Source organism: Streptomyces sp. NPDC000134 (assembly GCF_042899225.1).
Classification (GTDB): Bacteria; Actinomycetota; Actinomycetes; order Streptomycetales; family Streptomycetaceae; genus Streptomyces.
The window spans coordinates 123,603-142,637 of sequence record NZ_JBIAZN010000018.1 but is presented as its reverse complement, the minus strand read 5'-3'; the positions used below and the strand labels follow the sequence as shown (position 1 = coordinate 142,637).

The 19,035-nt window shown below is 73.6% G+C and carries 19 protein-coding genes; 11 read left to right on the top strand and 8 right to left on the bottom strand.

Features of this window, described 5'->3' with window-relative positions; all coding sequences use genetic code 11:
• Positions 1-170 precede the first annotated feature (170 nt).
• Positions 171-404 carry a hypothetical protein gene (locus ACFY32_RS25670; protein WP_390675372.1) on the bottom strand — a complete coding sequence of 78 codons (234 nt, stop codon included), beginning with the start codon at positions 402-404 and terminating at the stop codon, positions 171-173.
• On the opposite strand from ACFY32_RS25670, the gene ACFY32_RS25665 reads away from it, so the two are divergent.
• Positions 397-690, top strand: coding sequence for a hypothetical protein (locus ACFY32_RS25665; protein WP_390675371.1), 294 nt, complete (start codon positions 397-399; stop codon positions 688-690). The genes ACFY32_RS25670 and ACFY32_RS25665 overlap by 8 nt on opposite strands.
• Here ACFY32_RS25665 and ACFY32_RS25660 read toward each other — a convergent pair.
• Together ACFY32_RS25660 and ACFY32_RS25655 are read right to left on the bottom strand one after the other, a co-directional pair.
• The gene (locus ACFY32_RS25660) at positions 607-1,878 is read right to left on the bottom strand and encodes a PHB depolymerase family esterase (RefSeq protein ID WP_390675370.1); all 1,272 of its coding nucleotides are present in this window, start codon (positions 1,876-1,878) and stop codon (positions 607-609) included. The genes ACFY32_RS25665 and ACFY32_RS25660 overlap by 84 nt on opposite strands.
• A gap of 331 nt (positions 1,879-2,209) precedes the next feature.
• Positions 2,210-2,383 carry a hypothetical protein gene (locus ACFY32_RS25655; protein WP_359197910.1) on the bottom strand — a complete coding sequence of 58 codons (174 nt, stop codon included), beginning with the start codon at positions 2,381-2,383 and terminating at the stop codon, positions 2,210-2,212.
• 367 nt (positions 2,384-2,750) lie between these two features.
• On the opposite strand from ACFY32_RS25655, the gene ACFY32_RS25650 reads away from it, so the two are divergent.
• A complete protein-coding gene (locus tag ACFY32_RS25650; protein ID WP_359197913.1) occupies positions 2,751-4,385 on the top strand; it encodes a TlrC/CarA/OleB/SrmB family ABC-F type ribosomal protection protein in 1,635 nt (544 codons plus the stop codon).
• A gap of 27 nt (positions 4,386-4,412) precedes the next feature.
• Here ACFY32_RS25650 and ACFY32_RS25645 read toward each other — a convergent pair whose 3' ends face one another.
• Entirely contained in the window at positions 4,413-5,174 is a 762-nt protein-coding gene (locus tag ACFY32_RS25645) for a ZIP family zinc transporter (protein ID WP_359197916.1), read from the bottom strand.
• A gap of 90 nt (positions 5,175-5,264) precedes the next feature.
• On the bottom strand, positions 5,265-5,834 hold the full coding sequence (locus ACFY32_RS25640) for a hypothetical protein (RefSeq protein WP_359197919.1): 570 nt from the start codon (positions 5,832-5,834) through the stop codon (positions 5,265-5,267).
• Between the two features lie 311 nt (positions 5,835-6,145).
• Here ACFY32_RS25640 and ACFY32_RS25635 point away from each other — a divergent pair, with 311 nt between their 5' ends.
• From ACFY32_RS25635 to ACFY32_RS25625, 3 genes are all read left to right on the top strand, one after another.
• Positions 6,146-6,451, top strand: coding sequence for a hypothetical protein (locus tag ACFY32_RS25635; protein WP_359197922.1), 306 nt, complete (start codon positions 6,146-6,148; stop codon positions 6,449-6,451).
• A gap of 279 nt (positions 6,452-6,730) precedes the next feature.
• Positions 6,731-7,507, top strand: coding sequence for a DoxX family protein (locus ACFY32_RS25630; RefSeq protein WP_359197925.1), 777 nt, complete (start codon positions 6,731-6,733; stop codon positions 7,505-7,507).
• A 61-nt stretch (positions 7,508-7,568) separates the two neighbouring features.
• Complete coding sequence (locus ACFY32_RS25625) at positions 7,569-8,744, top strand: MBL fold metallo-hydrolase (protein ID WP_390675369.1); 1,176 nt, start codon at positions 7,569-7,571, stop codon at positions 8,742-8,744.
• Between the two features lie 45 nt (positions 8,745-8,789).
• Here the strand turns inward: ACFY32_RS25625 and ACFY32_RS25620 are convergent, their stop codons facing one another.
• Genes ACFY32_RS25620 through ACFY32_RS25610 form a run of 3 tightly spaced genes read right to left on the bottom strand, consistent with a single transcriptional unit; the run spans position 8,790 to position 10,649 of the window.
• On the bottom strand, positions 8,790-8,933 hold the full coding sequence (locus ACFY32_RS25620; protein ID WP_390675368.1) for a hypothetical protein: 144 nt from the start codon (positions 8,931-8,933) through the stop codon (positions 8,790-8,792).
• A 46-nt stretch (positions 8,934-8,979) separates the two neighbouring features.
• Positions 8,980-9,336: an STAS domain-containing protein gene (locus ACFY32_RS25615; protein WP_359197935.1), complete on the bottom strand. Its 357-nt coding sequence runs from the start codon at positions 9,334-9,336 to the stop codon at positions 8,980-8,982.
• Positions 9,333-10,649 (bottom strand): GAF domain-containing SpoIIE family protein phosphatase, encoded by a 1,317-nt coding sequence (locus ACFY32_RS25610; protein ID WP_359197938.1) that lies wholly within the window; start codon positions 10,647-10,649, stop codon positions 9,333-9,335. Before ACFY32_RS25610 ends, ACFY32_RS25615 begins: the two co-directional genes overlap by 4 nt.
• Positions 10,650-11,084: 435 nt before the next feature.
• On the opposite strand from ACFY32_RS25610, the gene ACFY32_RS25605 reads away from it, so the two are divergent.
• From ACFY32_RS25605 to ACFY32_RS25580, 6 genes are all read left to right on the top strand, one after another.
• Positions 11,085-15,059, top strand: coding sequence for a SpoIIE family protein phosphatase (locus ACFY32_RS25605; protein ID WP_390675381.1), 3,975 nt, complete (start codon positions 11,085-11,087; stop codon positions 15,057-15,059).
• Positions 15,059-15,346: an STAS domain-containing protein gene (locus tag ACFY32_RS25600; protein WP_359197941.1), complete on the top strand. Its 288-nt coding sequence runs from the start codon at positions 15,059-15,061 to the stop codon at positions 15,344-15,346. Before ACFY32_RS25605 ends, ACFY32_RS25600 begins: the two co-directional genes overlap by 1 nt.
• Positions 15,347-15,471: 125 nt before the next feature.
• Entirely contained in the window at positions 15,472-16,338 is an 867-nt protein-coding gene (locus ACFY32_RS25595) for an MEDS domain-containing protein (RefSeq protein ID WP_390675367.1), read from the top strand.
• Positions 16,339-16,352: 14 nt separating this feature from the next.
• Positions 16,353-17,282: an anti-sigma factor RsbA family regulatory protein gene (locus ACFY32_RS25590; RefSeq protein ID WP_390675366.1), complete on the top strand. Its 930-nt coding sequence runs from the start codon at positions 16,353-16,355 to the stop codon at positions 17,280-17,282.
• Positions 17,283-17,350: 68 nt separating this feature from the next.
• Positions 17,351-18,091, top strand: a complete 741-nt coding sequence (locus ACFY32_RS25585; protein ID WP_359197950.1) for a class I SAM-dependent methyltransferase — start codon at positions 17,351-17,353, stop codon at positions 18,089-18,091.
• Positions 18,092-18,186: 95 nt separating this feature from the next.
• Entirely contained in the window at positions 18,187-18,972 is a 786-nt protein-coding gene (locus ACFY32_RS25580) for a sulfite exporter TauE/SafE family protein (protein ID WP_359197953.1), read from the top strand.
• Positions 18,973-19,035: the final 63 nt, after the last annotated feature.

Genomic DNA, 19,035 nt, shown 5'->3' with positions numbered 1-19,035 from the left:
CGACCAGCGGACTCGTGCGGCGGGTCCGGGCCGGACCGGCACCGGCGGAGCGGGCGGGCAGAACGAGGACCGGTCCCGCCTGACCGAGCTGTTACGGTCCGGCGGCACCTGGATGCCGGCGCACGATCGCCCGGGTACGGCCGGGGGAGCGGGTGCTGGGCACCGAGGCCTCAGGTGCGGTCGGCGCCATGGCCGTGCAGCTCGCGGCGGGCGTCGGCGCCGAGGTCGTCGGCGCGGTCGGGCGGCCCGCGAAGCTGCCCCACGTACCCGCGGTCGCCAAGGCCCTGCTCGCCGCCGACCTCTCCGAGGAGGCGATCGGCGGCAAGGCCGACGTACTGATCGACACGGCCGGCGGCCCTCGCGGACTTCTTCCTCGCCGACGTCTCCCTGCTGCCCGTGAACATGATCTCCCGCGGCGAGGAGGTCGCCCCCGAGGTGCTGCGCCTGCTGCCGGACCTGTCCTCGGGTGCGCTGTCACTGCCGTACGAGCGGTACGGGACGGACGCGCTCGGCGAAGCGGTGGAGCGGCTGCGCACGGGCGCGGCGGTGGGCAGGATCGTGCTCGACCTCGGGGACGCCGGCAACCGACCCCTCGTCGCGGGCCGGTCAGTGCCGGTGCTGGGCGGCCATCCACTGCCAGACGCGGGTGCCGTCGATGCGGGGATCGTTGCGGGCGACGTAGATCCATGAGAAGTGGCCGGGGAACCGGTAGCCGTTCCGGACGACGTGGTCGTAGAGCGTCATCAGCGAGCCGGGGATCACGTCGTGCGCGTGCACGGTGTTGGCCTCGGTGTCCACGGTGGTGTCGTCGCGGGAGGCGACGAGCCAGCTCGGCGTGCTGATCCGCGCCAGCTCGTCGTCGGGGATCAGCGGCGCGCCCCCGGGCGGGAACGACGTGACGATGCCGCATATCGGCACGGACGCGGCGAACAGGGTGGGATACACGGCGGTCATCTTCATGCTCATGTAGCCGCCGTTGCTGCACCCGGCGACATAGATCCGGTCCCGGTCGACGCGGTGCCCGCGCGTCACGTCGTCGATGATCTCGTGGATGAGGGGGGCGAAGCGGGGGCCGTCCTGCATCCAGTACGAGGTGCTCTGCGGGACGAGGACGTAGGCGCCGCCGAAGACGCGCTGCGCCTGGGGGGTGGCGAAGCCGAGCGCGCCGCGGTTGGCGCGCAGCGTGGTCTCGTTGTCGTAGTAGCCGTCGGGCAGCGAGGCGCCCTCACCGCCGCCGTGCAGCCAGACGATCAGCGGATGCCGGCGCCCGCGGGCGGAGTGCGCGCCGGCGGGCGCGTAGAGCCGGTACTTCATTCCCGAACCGGAGACGTGGGAGCTGAACGCGTCCACCTCGGGGTCGGACAGCCGGGGGTCCTGGACGAAGTCGTCGATGACCACCGACCGGTGGCCGCGCAGGGTGATCGGGGCGTGCTGAGTGAGGGTGTAGTCCAGGTCGAGCAGCACGTTGCGGCCCCGGTCACCGAGGTAGCCGAGCGTGGCGCCCCCGGGCCGGCCCTCGGCATAACCGAGTTCGAGCACGATGTCGCCGTGGCGGTCGAGCCGGACGGCGGTCACCTCGCGGTCGAGGTCGTACACGTTCCGGCCGGCGTCGCCGACGGGTATCGGGCTGGTGGCTCTCGCGTGCACGCCGAAGGTGCCGGTGGTCAGGCCGGCCGGGTCGACCGGGCCGAGCCGGGCGGTCCTGAGGGTGACCGAGGTGACCTGTTCGCCGCCGTCGAGCACTCGCGCGTTCAGGGTGAAGCGCACGCTGGTGGCCGCGCGGTCGTCGGCGGACGCGGCGACGCCGGGCAGGGACAGGCCGGCGGCGGCGCCCGTGCCGGCGGCCAGCAGGCGACGGCGGCTGATCGAGGGGGCCATGCGGACTCCTTGTGGGGGGTGCGGATGCTTCCTCGCGGCCTGCGCACCGGGCCCGGAGCCTGGGGGCCTGCCGGGCCCGCCCCGTACAGCATCGGCTGAAGTGTGTCATGAGCGCGACAGGCCGGCGGGCCACCCGGCAGGTTACCTCCGCCGCCGCGCAACGGAACAGGTGCGGCTGCGCCCTTTCTCCAGGGGGTCGGGGCGCGGCCGGCGGAGACCGGCTCACACGGTGCGGGCCCGGCCGCGATCGCGGACCGGGCCCTTCCTCGGCCTGATGCACGTTCAGATCTCGCCCATTACGCGGAAGTCGAACATGCCGGCGGCTCTCCTGCTAGATCAGACCGGGAATGAGCGAACTGCCCACCAGACCCCCCTTGGCCTTCTGCGCGTTGTCGACCATGCTCTCGGTGACCTGTTGGTCGGGGCGGGCGTTGGCGACCTCGTTGAGGAGGTCCCTGAGGGCCTCGGCGACGTCGTCGGGCAGTTGCTGCTGGGATGTGGCCATGTCCGGCTCCCATGGTGGTCCATGCCGCGCCGCGTCTCGGCGCGGCGGATACCAGTCGTTTCTCCGACTCGGGTGCAGACACACGATCGAGGGCGCATATCCATACGAACCGGTGAATCTCTGAGGGGTCCCAGAGCCCCGCAGATGGATCTCCCAGTCGGGTTCCCGGAGCGACTGATAAGTGAGGCGAGACGTATCGTCTTGCCATCGGGCTCACCGTGCCGTACCGTCCTCCGCATGGGTTCTCTGTGAGACGACCGGCGCCGACCGCGTCGAGCACCGCTCCGCCGTCGCCGCGCCTCGCCGTGCAGCCATCCACCCCGATCCGGCCCGGGTCGAGACCCGGGGCCAGGAGGGACGCGTTCCCTTGCACACCTCACAGCTCACCCTCTGCCACGTCACCAAGCGCTACCCCGGCCACACCGTCCTGGACCAGGTCTCCTTCACGCTGAAGCCGGGCGAGAAGGCCGGGCTGATCGGTGACAACGGCGCCGGCAAGTCCACCCTCCTCAGACTCGTCGCGGGACAGGAGCGCCCCGACAGCGGCGAGGTGACGGTGAGTGCCGCCGGCGGTGTCGGCTACCTGCCGCAGACCATCCCCCTGCCCCCGACCGCCACCGTGCAGGACGCCGTCGACCTGGCCCTCGCGGACCTGCGGGCCCTCGAGGCGGAACTGCGCCGGGCCGAGCGGGCGCTCGGTGACGGCGAGGACCCGGCGGCGCTCGCCGCGTACGCCGTACTCCTCGGGCGCTACGAGGCCCGGGGCGGCTACGACGCCGACCACCGGGTGGACATCGCGCTGCACCACCTCGGCCTGCCGGCGCTCCGGCGCGAGCGCCGGCTCGGCACCCTCTCCGGAGGCGAACGCTCCCGTCTCGCCCTGGCCGCCGTCCTCGCCGGCCGCCCGGAACTGCTGCTGCTGGACGAGCCGACGAACGACCTGGACGATCAGGCCGTGCAGTGGCTGGAGGCCCAACTGCGGGCGCACAGCGGCACGGTGCTCGCGGTCACCCACGACCGCGTCTTCCTGGAGACGCTGACCACCACGATTCTGGAGGCCGAGGCGGGAAAGGTCACCCGCTACGGTGACGGCTACCCCGGCTACCGCACGGCGAAGGCGGCGGAGCGCCACCGCCGGCTCCAGGAACACCAGGCATGGCGGGCCGAGCTGGCCCGCAACGAGAAGCTGGCCACCGGCCACGCCGCCCGCCTCACCGCCATCCCGCGCAAGGCGCCGCGGGCCAACTTCGGCCACGGCGGCTTCCGGGCCCGCGGCCGGGCGCACGGCGCGATGGCCCGCATCCGCAACGCCCGTGAACGGGCCGAGCGGCTGACCGCGAACCCGGTGGCGCCGCCGCCGGAGCCGCTGGCCTTCACGGCGCGCGTGAGCACGGCCGGCGCCACCGACACGGACGAGACCGTCCCGGCGGTGCGACTGACGGACGTGCGGGTGGCAGGCCGCCTGCGTCTGCCCTCCCTCGTCCTGGGCCGCGGGGGCCGGCTGCTCGTCACCGGCGCCAACGGCGTCGGCAAGTCGACGCTGCTGAAGGTGCTCGCCGGTGAGCTGAGGCCGGACGCGGGATCGGTGCGGGTGCCGGGCCGGGTGGGCCACCTGCGCCAGGACGAGACACCCTGGCCGCCGGACCTGACGGTCGCCGAGGCGTTCGCGCTGGGCCGCGTGGGCGGTGCCGACGAGCACGCCGACGCCCTGCTGGGCCTCGGCCTCTTCCGGCCGGCGGAGCTGCGCCTGCGCATGGGCGAGCTGTCGTACGGACAGCGCCGCCGCGTGGATCTGGCGCGGCTGGTCGCGGAGCCCGCGGATCTGCTGCTGCTCGACGAGCCGACGAACCACCTGTCACCCGCGCTGGTCGAGGAAGTGCAGGAGGCCCTGACCGGGTACGCGGGTGCGATCGTGCTGGTCACCCATGACCGTGCGCTGCGCAGCCGGTTCCGGGGAGGGCACCTGGAACTGCCGGGGCCGCTCGGCTCGCGTCGGAGCTGACCGTCCCGGCCGGTGCGCGCCCGTGCGTCAGGAATGGGAGAGGGCGAAGGAGACCAGGAAGCCGCCGACCGTGACCAGCCCGATGGCCAGGTGCGCGTCCTCGAACGCCTCGGGAATCATCGTGTCGGCGACCATCGCGAGGATCGCCCCGGCCGCCACGGCGGTCACCGCGGCGATCACCGCGGGGGAGAAGCCGCCGACCACCGTGTAACCGAGGACCGCCGACAGGGTGCTGGCCGCGGCGATGGCACCCCACACCCCGAAGACGTACGCCTTGCCGCGGCCCGCCTGCTTCATGCCGGCCGAACTGGACAGCCCTTCGGGCACGTTGCTGATGAACACCGCCGCCACGGTCACCAGGCTCACCGCCCCGCCGTCGAGCAGACTCACCCCGATGACCGCCGACTCCGGCACACCGTCGAGCAGCGCCCCGAAGGCCATCGCGAGACCCGAACCGCTCTGCTGCGCCTCGGAGGGCTGCGACCGGCCCGGATGGTGCCCGGAGCGTTTGCGGTGCCGGGCGCCGCGCCGGGCCAGCCACATGTTGCCCGCGGTGTAGGCCACGGCACCGGTCAGCGTGCCGATCGCCGCGGGGGCCAGCCCGCCCTGCTCGTACGCCTCGCCGACCAGCTCGAAACTGACCGCCGACAGCAGCACCCCGGCCCCGAAGGCCATCACCGTCGCGATCACCTTCTGCGGCACCCGCAGCCCGAATCCCGCCACCGCCCCGAGCAGTAGCGCCGAACCCGCCACCAGTCCCCACAGACCTGCTTGAACCACTTCAGCCATGGCCGGTGGGTACCCGGCCGTCGGCCACCTCATCAGCCGACGGCCGGAACACCGCCCCCGGTCGGGACCCTCCGGTGACGTGGGCCCGGATCAGTGCGCCAGGCCGGTCATGGAGCGGGCCCGCTGCCACATGCCGGGGATCTGCTCGGCCGGGCGCTGCTGTTCGCCGTGCAGGGCGTTCAGGACGACCAGGCATCCGGTCAGGGCCGGGACCGCCCACTGGGCACAGGCCAGTTGCCGTCGCGCCTTGTCGCGGTCGATGGGGTGCTGCTGTGCCTTCTCCGCGTCGGCGGGGTCGGTGGAGGAGGCGAGTTCGATCTTCTTGCCCAGGACGCGGGTGTACGCGGTGGCGGCCAGGGCGGCGGCGGTGACGAGGGTCTTGGCGGTGGTGGAGGCGGCCACGCCCCGCTGGGTGGCGACGCGGTGGGCGTTCACGGCGAGCAGTCCGCCGCCGCCGAACAGGTGGGCGCCGATCGCGGCGGCGTTGACGGGCGTCCACTTCGCCCACCCGTTCGCGGAGATCCGGTCCGCGGCGGACGGCGTGCCGCCCTCGTCCCGGGCGGCGCCGTTGAGGCCGACCGCGCCCATGAGCGAGCCGCCGAACCACGCGGCCAGGCCCAGATCGTGCAGGCTGCGGATGAGGGTGTTGCGCTCTGACATGACCGCGCTCCTTCAGCGAGGGGGACGGACCGGCGAAACGGCCGGGCACACCCCACCCTCACCGGAGCCCGGCCACCCTGCCATCACGACTGCGCCGGACGGGCCCACGCGCGTCGCCCACCCGACGGCATGTGCCCCCCGGCATCGCGGCAGAACCCCGGAGCACACCGCGATGTCACCCCGCCGACGTGTGAGAAGTGCCTCCCGCGGCACTCGGCGACCACGGGCCGCCGACCTGGGACGCCGGCCCGACCGGTGGGCAGGCCCGTGCGGACGGGCACGGGAACCAGGATCGTCAGGTGGTCGCAGCCGTGAAACGCAAGCAGTACTTCGTCGCCGCCTCCGGCCAGTGGACCGACGAGGAGGAGGGCCGCCGCAGGCTGCCCGCCGGTGAGGTCCACGCCTGGCAGCCGGGCCGCAACGAGACCGTGTGCGGACTCTCGCTGAGCCGTTCACGCCTCGTCCGCTTCCCGCACGTCGGCTGGTCCGACATCTTCCCCGAGTCGGGCGGTGCGGCCGACCGCGTGCAGCGGGTGTGCCACCGCTGCGCCTCCGTGGCCGGACACCGGGGCGGCGATGCGCGCCCGAGGTGGACACGCACCGACCCCCGCCCCTGAGCCACCGACCACCGACCACCGACCCCGCGAACGGGAGCGGGGCGGGGCCCGCACGGTCCCCAGCCGCACCCCATCCACACCGTGGATGTGCGCCATCAGCACTTTCGATGAGCCAGGGGATTCCGCTGCGCCGACCCGCACCGCACAGTGACGCATACGTCATCAGCCCGCGCCGCCGCGGGGATACGCGGTCGGGTCCGCCAGGGCACACCCATGTCCGTCGAACTGCCGGGACGGCGGTGACGTACGCACCTGTCACCTGTGGGAGAGGAGTCCGCCATGCCCGCTTACCGGTCGGACAGCCTGAGGCGCGTCATCGGCGTCGCCCCGGCCCATCGGTTCCCGCCCGTGGCGCAGGCGGTCGCGCGGCTCGCCGCCGGGGCCGTGATGCTGGTCCACGGCCTCGACAAACTGATCGACGGACCGGCCGGATTCGGCGCGTTCCTCGACGGCATGAGTGTGCCGGTGCCGACCGTGACGGCATGGGCGGTCGCCGTCGGGGAGACCGCCGGCGGGGCCTTCCTCGTCCTCGGGCTGCTGTCCCGGCTGACCGCGCTGCTGCTGACCGTCCACCTGTGTGCGGCGATGGCACTGGTCAACGGGGACACCGGGTTCATGACCCCCCAGGAGGGGGCGGCGAGCGGGGCGGGGATCGAGTTCCCGCTGATGATGGTGGCGACGTTCCTCGTCGTGCTGCTGGCCGGGCCGGGGCCGCTCGCACTGGACCGCGTTCTCGGTATCGAAGCCCCGGTGCCGGGTCGCGGCAGGCCCGCTTCCCCCGCCCGGCCGTCCGCGGCGCGCGCCTCGGTCGTCAGCGGCGCGATCGGTGGTGTCATCGGCGCGGTGATGAGCGCCCTGGTCAACTATCTGGCCGTCGGGGTGCCCTCCAGCGCCGGGGTCAATGCCGCCAACCACGCCATCTCCGGGCTGGTCAGCGGCTTCCTCGCCGGGTTCCTCGGGCTGCTGACGCACCAGCGCCGCCACGGTCCCGGGGCGCGGCCCGCGGCCGGCGACCCCGCGCCCGCACCGGCCGCCGTGGCGGTGCCCGAGGTCTGACGGGCCACCACCGAGACCTCCGCGTCGGACACCTCACGCCTTCCCTGGGAGCAACACACCCGTGTGCCATGTTCTGAACCACCTCGTCCAGCAGTCCGCGCCCGCCGAGGGGCCCGGCCGGCGCCACCTCCTCAAGACGCTGGGCGCGGCCACGGCGGCCGGCGCGCTGCTGCCCCTGGCCGCCACCGGCCCGGCGACCGCCGCCGCCCGCCGCCACCGCACCCGCCTGGTGCTGCTGGGCACGGCGGGCGGCCCGGCCTGGCTCGACGGCGGACGCTGCGGCGTCTCCAGCGCGGTCGTGTACGGGGACCGGGTCTACCTCGTCGACCTGGGACACGGCGCGATGCACCGGCTGGTGCAGAGCGGACTCGGCGCCGGCGACGGGCTGGGGTCGGCCCTGACACCGGTGCGCGGCATCTTCCTGACCCACCTGCACAGCGACCATGTCGCGGATTGGCCCGCGCTGTTCGCCACCGGCCCCGCGAACATCGTCGGCCGCGGCGCCGAGCCGATCCACGTCTTCGGGCCCGGCGACCGCGGCGTACTGCCCGCCGTCTTCCCACCCGGCGCGCCCGCACCCGCCGTCTTCAACCCGGAGCGGCCCACCCCGGGCCTCACCGCGATGACCGGCTACCTCGGGCAGGCGTTCGCCACCGACTTCAACGGCCGGGCCAGAGAGAGCGGCTTCACCCGCCCCGACGACCTGTTCTCCGTACACGACATCGATCTGGGCGGCGTCTGGAGCGTCGACCCGGCCGGGAAGCCGCCGCGGCTGGAGTCACCGCTGCGGGTGTGGGAGGACGGGGACGTCCGGGTCACCGCCACCCTGGTCGACCACGCCCCGACCGCCCCGGCCTTCGCCTTCCGCTTCGACACCCCCGACGGCTCGGTCGTCTTCTCCGGCGACACCCGCGTCAGCGCCAACCTGATCGAACTGGCCCGGGACGCCGACGTGCTGGTCCACGAGGTGATCGACCCGCGCTTCGTCGACCAGCTCGCGGCCGCCCTGCCCGCCTCCCGGCGTGAGGCGATGCGCGAGCACCTGCTCACCAGCCACACCACCATCGACCAGGTCGGACGGGACGTCGCCGAACCGGCCGGAGTACGGCAGTTGGTCCTCAACCACCTGGTCCCGGCGACCAATCCGGCCCGCCGCTGGAAGGCCGCGCAGAAGGGGTACTCCGGCAAGCTCGTCGTCGGCGAGGACCTCCTCACCCTCGGCGTCGGACGCGGGTGAGCGGACCGGGGGGACACCGCGCCGGGCCGGCCGCCGGCCCGCCGCTCAGCCGCCCCCACCGGGGACGAGGTCCCCGGTGAGGTGGTCGCGGGCGACGTGCGCGTGCGGGCGGACACCGGTGACCAGCGTCCGGGTGACCGTGCCCGCCAGGTGCTCCCGTGCCCCGGCCAGGACGGCGGCGGCGCCCATGGTGACCGGAGACGCAGCGGGCGGTGCCCGCCTCCCGGCGTCCGGCTCAGGGGCGCAGCGCGGCGAGGGCGTCGTCGAGGGTGGGGTGCAAGGTGAACACCTGATCGAGGCCGACGGTCTGGAAGACCCGGGTGAGATCGTGGCTGAGACCGGCCAGGCTGAGGGAGGAGCCGGTGGACTGGGCGCGGTGATAGGCGGTGACGAGCACGGTGATGCCGGTGGAGTCGCAGTAGGCGAGGCCGGTGAGGTCGATCACCAGGGGGCTGCCGTCGGCGAGGGGGGCGTGGTTCAGCGCCTGGGAGAGCTGGGGCGCGGTGTGATGGTCGAGTTCACCGGTCACCGTCAGTACGACGGGACCCGCCTCGTGGATCTTCTGTTCGACGGTCAGGGTGGGCTGGGTCACCGGTTCTCCTGAAGAGATGATGCAGGCGGTACGGGTACGGACAGGGCGAGCAGCGCTGTGTCGTCGTCGACACCCGGCCCCAGGCTGCCGAGAAGTGCGCTCACAGTGTGCAGCAACCGGTCGGCCGACGAGGCGCCGGCGGCCGCGAGATGCCGGGCGAGGCGTTCCTCGCCGAGCATGCCGCCGTCGGGTGTGCGGGCCTCGACGAGACCGTCCGTGTACAGCAACAACGCCTCACCGGGAGCGAGGCGGGTGGTGGTCCGGACGAAACGCGGCTCGGGCAGCAGACCGATGAGCTGTCCGCCGATCGTGGAGATCGGCTCCACCGTACCGTCCGCGCGGACGGCGAGCGCCGGGGGATGGCCCCCGCCGGCCAGCGTGACGGTGAAGGTGCCGCCGGCCGTCGGCTCCAGCACCCCGAACAGGGCGGTGCAGTGACGCGGGCCGCCGTCCTGCTGCTCCCCCTTGAGGACCGTGTCGAGGTTGGCCAGCACGGCGCACGGGTCGGGGTCGTATATCGCGGCGGCGCGCAGGGTGTAGCGGGTGAGGGAGGTGAGGGCCGCGGCGTCGGCGCCCTTGCCGCACACGTCGCCGATGAACAGTCCCCAGCACCCGTTGTCCAGGGGGAACAGGTCGTAGAAGTCGCCGCCCACCTCGTCCGGGGAGGCGGTGTGATAGGCGGCGGCCGAGTGCAGACCGGGCACCGAGGGCAACGTCGGGGGCAGCAGGGTCCGCTGCAAGGTGCGGGCCAGACGCTCGGCGTCGGCGCGGCGGGCCCGTTCGGCGGCGACCGTGCGCACGGCGGACAGCCGCAGGTCGAGTTCCTCCATGGCCAGCGCCGCCAGGTCCCGCAGGGCGTCGAGCTGGTCGCCGCTCGGCCGCCCCGGGCGGGTGTCCAGCACGCTGACGGTGCCCAGGAACTGTCCCTCCGGGGTGGTGATCGGCGCGGCGGCGTAGAACCGGACGCCGAGGCCGCCGCGTACCAGGGGGTGGTCCGCGGTACGGGGATCGGTGCGGGCGTCGGCGACCACGTACGGGTCCGGCTGCGGGACGTCCGGGGCCGGGAAGCCCGTGCGGCGGATCGTCTCGATCGCGTGCCCGAGGCCGTGGGACGCGATGAGCCGCGGGCGGGCGGGGCCGCCGATCGCCACACCGGCCATCGTGGCGCCGAAGATCCGGGCCGCCAGGGCGGCGATCCGGTCCAGGGCGGGACTGGGCGAGGCGTCCGCGACCGGATACTCGCGGGCCGGGGCCGGGCGTCTGTCCCCGTCGCACGCCAGGGTGAGGAGACGTGCCGGCGCTCTCGATGTCATAGCCTGCGGCCTCCTGCATGAACGGCGCATCCGTGCCCGATGCTGATGCCCCCGGACGGTCCGTCTATCCTACGAAGCGGTCGTTTGCGCAAGTCGGGGACGGTCACGCTACCCGAGGCGAGGGACGTGCCGCCCGGCGTCGGCCGGTGCGGTGAGGCCGCCCGTTCCCGGAGGGCCGGGACGGTGTCGGAAACGGTGCGGTCGACGTGGCGGCCGTGGGGCTGGGCGGTGTGGAGGAAAGGGTTTCCTGTGGCAGGATCTGCAGACGCTGAGCGCCGTCCGCCGACCGCGGTGGCCGACGTGTTCGCCGTCGACCCGGAGATCGGCAAGGATCTCGCCGCGGTCGACTGGGCCGCGACCCCCCTCGGACCGCCGGAGAGCTGGCCGCAGAGCCTGCGCACGGCGGTGAGCATCCTGCTGTCCTCGCGGTTCTCCATGTGGATGGCGTGGGGACCCGACCTGACGTTCTTCTGCAACGCCGCCTACCGCCGGGACACCCTCGGGCAGAAGTACCCCTGGGCCCTGGGCCGGCCGGCCGGCGAGGTGTGGGCGGAGATCTGGGACGACATCGGTCCCCGCATCGACACGGTGCTGCGCACCGGCGAGGCCACCTGGGACGAGGCGCTGCTGCTGTTCCTGAAGCGCTCGGGCTATCCGGAGGAGACGTACCACACCTTCTCCTACAGCCCGCTGCGGGACGACTCCGGCGCGGTCGTCGGCATGCTCTGCGTGGTGAGCGAGGAGACCGAGCGGGTCATCGGCGGACGGCGCATGACCACGCTGCGGGACCTCGGATCGGACCCCAGCGTGGTGCGGACCGAGGAGGAGATGCTGGCCTTCGCCGCGCATCAGCTCGGCCGCAACCTGCGCGACCTCCCCTTCACCCTGACGTACCTGTTCGAACCGGACGGCACCGCGCGCCTAGCGGCCTCCGCCGGCCTGTCCGGCGAGCACCCCGCCGCGCCCGCCGTCCTGCCGCCCGGCGCCGCGGCCGCGCCCTGGCCGGCCGCCGCCCTGGCCCGGGGCGAGTCCGCCCTGGTGCCCCTGGAGGGCGAGGAGTTCACCGCCCTGCCCACCGGGGAGTGGCCGGAGACGCCCTCCCAGGCCCTGGTGGTACCGCTGCTGCAACAGGGCGGCGCACCCTACGGCTTCCTGGTGGCCGGGCTGAACCGGTACCGGGACCTGGACCCGGGATACCGCGGCTTCGTCGAACTGGTCGCCGGACACATCGCCGCCGGCATCTCCAGCGCGCGCAGCTACGAGGCCCAGCAGCGCCGGGCCGAGGAACTCGCGGAGCTGGACCGGGCGAAGACCGCGTTCTTCTCCAACATCAGCCACGAGTTCCGCACCCCGCTCACGCTGATCATGGGACCGGTCGAGGAGCTGCGCACCCGGTTCGACGGGGGCGACCCCCGGGTGACCGACGAACTCGACACGATCCACCGCAACAGCCTCCGGCTCGGCAAGCTCGTCAACAGCCTGCTGGACTTCTCCCGCATCGAGGCGGGCCGGATGCAGGCCCGCTACGAGCCGGTCGACCTCCCGGCGGTCACCGCCGAACTGGCCAGCGTCTTCCGCTCGGCCGTGGACAAGGCCGGTCTCGCCTTCGACGTCGACTGCCCCGCGCTGGAAGAACCGGTGCACATCGACCGGAGCATGTGGGAGAAGGTCGTCCTCAACCTGCTCAGCAACGCGCTGAAGTTCACCTTCGAGGGCTCCATCCGCGTCTCGGTCCACACCGAGGACGGCCACGCCGTGGTCACGGTCGCCGACACCGGCATCGGCGTGCCCGCCGAGGAGATGCCCCGGCTCTTCGAACGCTTCCACCGCATCGAGACCGCCCGTTCGCGCTCCAACGAGGGCAGCGGCATCGGCCTGGCCCTGGTCAAGGAACTCGTCGGCCTGCACGGCGGCACCATCACCGCCGTCAGCACGCTGGGCGAGGGCACCCGCTTCACCGTCCGCCTGCCCTTCGGCACCGAGCACCTGCCGGCCGACGCCCTGGCGCCCGCCGCCTCCGCCGCCGCGCCCTCGGCCACCGCCGAGCCGTACGTCCTGGAGGCGCTGCGCTGGCTGCCCACCGGCACCTCCGCCACGGAGGCGACCGTGGCACCGGAGACGGGCGACGCGTCCTACACCTCCGGTCCCGCGGTGCCGGCCCGGGTGCTGATCGCCGACGACAACGCCGACATGCGGGAGTACCTCTCCCGCATCCTGCGCGGCGCCGGCTATCAGGTGGAGGCGGTCACCGACGGGCACGAGGCCCTGCGGTCCGTGCGCGTGGAGGCGCCCGACCTCCTGGTCAGCGACGTCATGATGCCCCGCATGGACGGCCTGACCCTGGTGCGGGAGCTGCGCGGCGACCCGCGCACCGCGGCCGTACCGGTGATGCTGCTGTCCGCGCGGGCCGGGCAGGAAGCCTCCATCGACGGGCTGCAGGCCGGCGCGGACGACTACCTCGTCAAGCCCTTCGCGGCGGCCGAACTGCTGGCCCGGGTGCGGGCCACCGTGGAGCTGTCCCGGCTGCGCACCCACCACGCCCGCTGGCGCACCGCGCTGGTCGAATCCCTCCAGGAGGCGTTCTTCGTCTGCGACGAGCAGGGCGCGGTCGTGGAGATCAACGCGGCGTTCACCGACATCCTCGGGTTCGGCCCCGAGGACCTGCCCTACCGGCCGACCCACCCCTGGTGGCCGGGGGCCGACAGCGATCCCGAGGGCCACCAGCAGGTCGCCCGCGCCTTCGCCGGCCTGCTGGAGGAGGGGCACGGCCGCTTCACGATCCCCGTCGCGCACCGGGACGGCCACCGGCTGTGGGTCGACGTCGCCTTCAACCACGCCCAGGACCCCGACACCGGGCACCGCGTGGTCGTCGGCACCTTCCGGGACGTCACCGCCGAGCACTACATGGTCCAGCGGGACAGCGCCCTGGCGGCGCTCAGCCTCAAGGTGTCCCAGGCCACCAGCGTGCCGGAGGCCCTGACCGGCGCCCTGAACGAGCTGAAGGAACTGTGGCGCGCCCGGCAGGTCCTGGCCGCCGTCTTCGGCCATCACGCGGAACCCGTAGTGACCGGCACGGACGCCGCGCCGCACTGGCGGGAACTGCCCGCCGACCGGCGCGAGGCGCTCACCGCCCTGCGGGATCGGCCCCTGCTGACCCCGGTCACCGACCACACCAGCGCGGGCATCGCCGTGGAGCACCCCGACGGCCCGATGGTGCTGTGGGTGGACCTCGGTACCGGCCGGCCGTTCACGCACGAGGACCAACTGCTGCTGTCGCTGCTGGCCGGGCACCTGGCCCAGGGCCTGGTCCGGGTCCACCAGATCGACCAGCAGCGCGAGACCGCCATCGCCCTGCAGCGGGCCATCCTCGGCCCCTCCGACCTGCCCGACGGCTTCGCCGTCCGCTACGAGCCGGCCACCCGGCCGCTGGAGGTCGGCGGTGACTGGTACGACACGGTCGCGCTGCCCGACGGACGGATCGGCATCGTGGTCGGGGACTGCGTCGGCCGCGGGCTGGAAGCGGCCAGCGTCATGGGCCAACTGCGCAGTGCCTGCCGCGCGCTGCTGCTGCAGGACGCCAGCCCCGCCCAGACCCTCATGGCCCTGGACCGCTTCGCCGCCGGCATCTCCGGCGCGCTGTGCACCACCGTCTTCTGCGGTGTGCTCGACCCCGACACCGGCGGGCTGACCTACTCCAGCGCCGGACACCCGCCGGGCATCCTCGTGCACCACGACGGCACCACCCGCCTGCTGGAGGAGGGCCGGTCCGTGCCCCTGGCGGTGCGGCCCGGCAGGGCACGCCCCGAGGGGAAGTGCACGATACCGGCGCGGGCCACGCTGCTGCTGTACACCGACGGTCTCGTCGAGCGCCGCCGGCGCCCGCTGAGCGTGGGCATCGACCAGGCCGGCGAAGCCGTCCACGAGGGCCGGGAAGCCGCCGTCGACGACCTCGCCACCCAGGTCATGTCCCGGCTGGCGCCCGAGAACGGCTACGACGACGACGTCGCCCTGCTGCTCTACCGGCACCCCGCACCCCTGGAGGTGGCCTTCCCCGCCGAATCCTCACAGCTCGCGCCGGTCCGGCAGGCCCTGCGGACCTGGCTGGAACGGTGCCAGCTCCCCCCGCAGACCGCGCAGAACGTGCTCGTCGCGGCCGGGGAAGCCTGTGCCAACGCCATCGAGCACGGCCACCGCCACAGCCCGGGGGAGATCGTACGGCTGCGCGCCGAGGCGTACGTGGACGACCTGCGCCTGGTCATCACCGACACCGGACAGTGGAAGACACCGCAACCCGAGGCCAACGCGCACCGCGGCCGCGGCATGACCCTGATGAAAGCGATGATGCAGCACGTCACCGTCACCTCCGGCGCCGCCGGCACCACCGTCCAGATGCACACGAGGATCGCGTGATGACCACCCCACTGACCCTGACCCCGGACCTGCGGTCCGACGGCACCCTGCTGCTCACCGCCGTCGGCGAGATCGACATGACCAACACGGACGTCCTCGCCGAGGCACTGGACGCCGCGCACGGCCCGGTCCTGCTCGACCTCACCGGGGTCGAATACCTGGACAGCGCCGGACTCAACGTCCTGTTCGCCCACGCCGACCAGGTGGAACTGGTGGCCACGCCGCTCCTGGCCCCCGTGCTGACGATCTCCGGACTGAGCGACCTCACCACCGTCCATGGCCTGTAGCGCACGCCGCAGGCGGCGGCGGTGACGCCGGGCGGGGACGGGGAGGGGGAACGGCGACACCCGTTCCGTGTGTTTCCATGGAAGACGTCATTTCCGGGAAGCGGGGCGGAGTCAGCGTGGTGAGAATGCCGGAAGCACCGGTCTCCGCCGAGCGGAGGCCGGCGGCGGGGCACCACTCGAGCGTGGTCTTCGCCGACGACCAGGAGTGGGCCGGTCACCTCTGCGCCTTCGTCCGTGACGGGCTCGACCAGGGCGAGGAGATCGCGTACTTCGCGGACAGCACGGAACCCGAGCGGGTACTGCGCACCCTCACCGAGGCGGGCATCGACGCGACGGCCGCCGTGAAACGGGGGCAGCTCTCCGTGTCCACCGCGACACGGACGTACCTGGCCGGCACCGGCTTCGACCCGGACGCGATGATCGGGCTGTGGTACGAGGCGGTCCAGTCGGCCACGGCCCGGGGCTACGGAGGGCTCCGGGCGATCGGCGAGATGTCCTGGGGCGCTCGGGACATCGCCGGCGCCGACCGGCTCCTGGAGTACGAGCTGCGCATACACCAGGAAGTCTTCGAGCGACTGCCCCTGACCGCCTGGTGCTTCTACGACCGGCGACTGCTCCCCGACGACTGCGTGGACGTCCTGGCCGGTGCCCATCCGGTCAGCCGGGGCGGTCCGGTCGGCCGGCCGGCGCTGCGGGTGACGCCGCTGACCGACCGCCCCGGCCTGCGGATATCCGGATCGGCGGGGTACGACACACGGGATGTCGTCGCCGCCGCGGCCGCCGCCGTCCGAGGCATGCCGGCACCACGGGTGGAACTGGACCTCGCGGAACTGCGCCATCTGGACGCCGCTTCCCTGGCCGCCCTGGCGGCCGCGGCCGCCGGCCGGCCGGCCGGCGGCCCACTGGGCGTCCGGCACGCCCCGCCGTCCCTGCGGCGGCTGCTGGACCTGTTTCCCGAGTTCGGCTCCGTGGTGGAGGTCCTCGACCGATGACGACGGACTCGCTCATGAGCGACAGCCACGACCGGCTCGCCCCCTTCTTCCACCCCGCCCTCTTCTACTCCACCGAGGAGGAGTACCTCGACGGTGTCGGGAGCTTCGTCCGCGGCGCCCTGGAGGACGGACAGGACGTGCTGGTGGCCGTGCCCGGCTCCCGCCTGAAGCTGCTGAAGGAGGTCTTCGACGGCGAGCACGGGCGCATCGCGTGGACGGACATGACCCGGGCGGGACGCAATCCGGGGCGCATTCTGTCCATGCTCCAGGAGTTCGCCGACCGCCCGAAGCCGGTGTCGATCGTCGGGGAGCCCATCTGGGTCGGGCGCACCCCGGCGGAGAGCTGGGAGGCCACGCGGCACGAGGCGCTGATCAACCTGGCCTTCGAGGGCCGCAGCCTGAGCATCCTGTGTCCCTACGACACCGCGCTGCCCGAAGACGTACTGGCGCAGGCGTACCGCACCCATCCGGTCGTCGGCGACTCGACGGCCTACCGGGCCAGCTCCGGCTACACCGATCCCCACGAGGTCTCCCGCGACTGCGACGTACCCCTGCCCGAGCCGCACGACGCCGTCGTCATCGCGTTCGGCGGGGACGACCTGGCGCGGGTGCGCGACGACGCCGACCACTGGGCGGCGGCCGCCGGCCTGTCGCCGGAACGCCGCACGGACTGGCTCCTCGCGATCGGCGAGGCGACCGGCAACTCGGTACGCCACGGTGGCGGCCGGGGCCGCCTGCGCATGTGGCGGGCCGACGGCGAGATCGTCGCGGAGATCAGCGACCGCGGCCGGCTGGCCGATCCCCTGACCGGCCGGCGCCGCCCCGACCCGTACGCGCCGACCGGCGGACGGGGCGTGTGGATCATGCATCAGCTCTGCGACCTGGTCGAGATCCGGGCGGCGGCCCGGGGACTCGTCCTGCGTCTGCACATGAGCGTGAAGTGAGGGACCGGTAAGCGGGGGCCGGGAAAATCGGTCGACAGCGCCTGAGGTGCTCGGCAGAGTGGCCGTCCGTGACGAGCAGTGAACTGTGGACCCGCGCGACCGCCGACCGCTACGACGCCGAGGAGACCGAGCTGTCCTCGGCCGCCGTGCTCGGCCCGACCCTCGACTTCCTCGCCGGGCTCGCCGGGGACGGCCGGGCGCTGGAGTTCGCCATCGGCACCGGACGCGTGGGCGTCCCGCTGCGGGAACGCGGCGTGCCGGTCGTGGGCATCGAACTGTCCGAGCACATGGCGGCGGTGCTGCGGCGCAAGATCGACGAGAGCGCGCTCCCGGTGACCATCGGAGACATGGCCACCACCGTGGTCCCCGGCGAGTTCTCCCTGGTCTACCTCGTCTACAACACCATCACGAACCTGCTCACCCAGGACGAGCAGGTCGAGTGCTTCCGCAACGCCGCACGCCATCTGGAACCCGGCGGCCGATTCGTCATCGAACTGGGCGTGCCGCCGCTGCGGCTGCTGCCGCCCGGCCAGGTCGCGGTGCCGTTCGACGTCTCCGAGCGGCATCTCGGCTTCGACACCTTCGACCTGGTGGAGCAGATCCTCGTCTCGCACCACTTCACCCGCGAGGGCGCCGAGGGCCACTACCGCCGCGGCGACTCCCGGCACCGGTACGCCTGGCCGGCGGAGCTCGACCTGATGGCCCGGATCGCCGGACTCGAACTGGAGCGCCGCGTCGCGGACTGGGACTGGACGCCGTTCACCCAGGACTCCACGAAGCACATCTCCGTCTGGCGCAAGCCGGCCTGAGCCCGGCCGGGGCGGGACGGGCGGGTCGCGGGCCGCCCCCCACCACCACCCCGGGGGAGCGATACTGGCCGGGCTATCGACGAGCGGGGGCGACGGTGGACTGGACGCTGGTGGCGGGGCTGGCCGCCGGTCTGCTGATCGCGACCGTCACGGCCCCGGTCGGAGTGTCCGGCGCGGTGTTCCTCCTCCCCGTCCAGATGAGCGTCTTCGGGGTGCCCAACCCCGCGGTCACCCCGACCAACCTGCTGTTCAACGTCATCGCCGGACCCGGAGCCCTGTGGCGCTACCGCCGCGACGGCGCCCTGCGCGGCGGCCTCGCCCGGCGCCTGGTGCTCGGCACCCTGCCCGGCGTCGTGGCCGGGGCCGCGGTCCGCGTCCTCGCCCTCCCCGGCCCGGACGTCTTCCGGCTCCTGATCGCCGCCCTGCTGCTGCCGCTCGGCCTGTGGCTGTGCCTGCGCACCCTCGCCCCGGCACGCCACCGGCCGCGGCGCACGGGCGAGTTGGCCCCCCGTACGCTCACCGGCCTGGCCCTGGCGGTCGGCGTGGTCGGCGGTATCTACGGCATCGGCGGCGGCTCGATACTCGGACCGGTCCTCGTCGGACGCGGTCTGCCCGTCGCACGCGTCGCCCCGGCCGCGCTCGCCGCCACGTTCACCACCTCCCTCGTCGGCGCCGCCACCTACGCGTCGCTCTCGCTCGTGACCACCGCAGACGTCGCTCCCGACTGGTGGCTCGGCCTGGCCTGCGGCACCGGCGGGCTGATCGGCGGCTACCTCGGCGCCCGCCTCCAGCCCCGCATGCCGGAACGGGCCCTGCGCCTCCTGCTCGGCACCCTGGCCGCGGCGCTCGGCGCCCTGTACGCCGCCCAGACCCTGGACTGAGCCCGTGCTTCCCGGCGCCCTGGACCGGAATCGGCCCGGCCGCCGGCCCGAGGGCCGGAACAA

What these genes read in the sequence shown, in the direction of transcription:
- ACFY32_RS25660 (WP_390675370.1), bottom strand. Translation starts at nt 1,878, where the DNA reads ATGGCCCCCTCGATCAGCCGCCGTCGCCTGCTGGCCGCCGGCACGGGC.
- ACFY32_RS25645 (WP_359197916.1), bottom strand. Translation starts at nt 5,174, where the DNA reads ATGGCTGAAGTGGTTCAAGCAGGTCTGTGGGGACTGGTGGCGGGTTCG.
- ACFY32_RS25640 (WP_359197919.1), bottom strand. Translation starts at nt 5,834, where the DNA reads ATGTCAGAGCGCAACACCCTCATCCGCAGCCTGCACGATCTGGGCCTG.
- ACFY32_RS25620 (WP_390675368.1), bottom strand. Translation starts at nt 8,933, where the DNA reads ATGGGCGCCGCCGCCGTCCTGGCCGGGGCACGGGAGCACCTGGCGGGC.
- ACFY32_RS25670 (WP_390675372.1), bottom strand. Translation starts at nt 404, where the DNA reads ATGTTCACGGGCAGCAGGGAGACGTCGGCGAGGAAGAAGTCCGCGAGG.
- ACFY32_RS25655 (WP_359197910.1), bottom strand. Translation starts at nt 2,383, where the DNA reads ATGGCCACATCCCAGCAGCAACTGCCCGACGACGTCGCCGAGGCCCTC.
- ACFY32_RS25590 (WP_390675366.1), top strand. Translation starts at nt 16,353, where the DNA reads ATGAGCGACAGCCACGACCGGCTCGCCCCCTTCTTCCACCCCGCCCTC.
- ACFY32_RS25600 (WP_359197941.1), top strand. Translation starts at nt 15,059, where the DNA reads ATGACCACCCCACTGACCCTGACCCCGGACCTGCGGTCCGACGGCACC.
- ACFY32_RS25605 (WP_390675381.1), top strand. Translation starts at nt 11,085, where the DNA reads ATGTGGATGGCGTGGGGACCCGACCTGACGTTCTTCTGCAACGCCGCC.
- ACFY32_RS25630 (WP_359197925.1), top strand. Translation starts at nt 6,731, where the DNA reads ATGCCCGCTTACCGGTCGGACAGCCTGAGGCGCGTCATCGGCGTCGCC.
- ACFY32_RS25595 (WP_390675367.1), top strand. Translation starts at nt 15,472, where the DNA reads ATGCCGGAAGCACCGGTCTCCGCCGAGCGGAGGCCGGCGGCGGGGCAC.
- ACFY32_RS25610 (WP_359197938.1), bottom strand. Translation starts at nt 10,649, where the DNA reads ATGACATCGAGAGCGCCGGCACGTCTCCTCACCCTGGCGTGCGACGGG.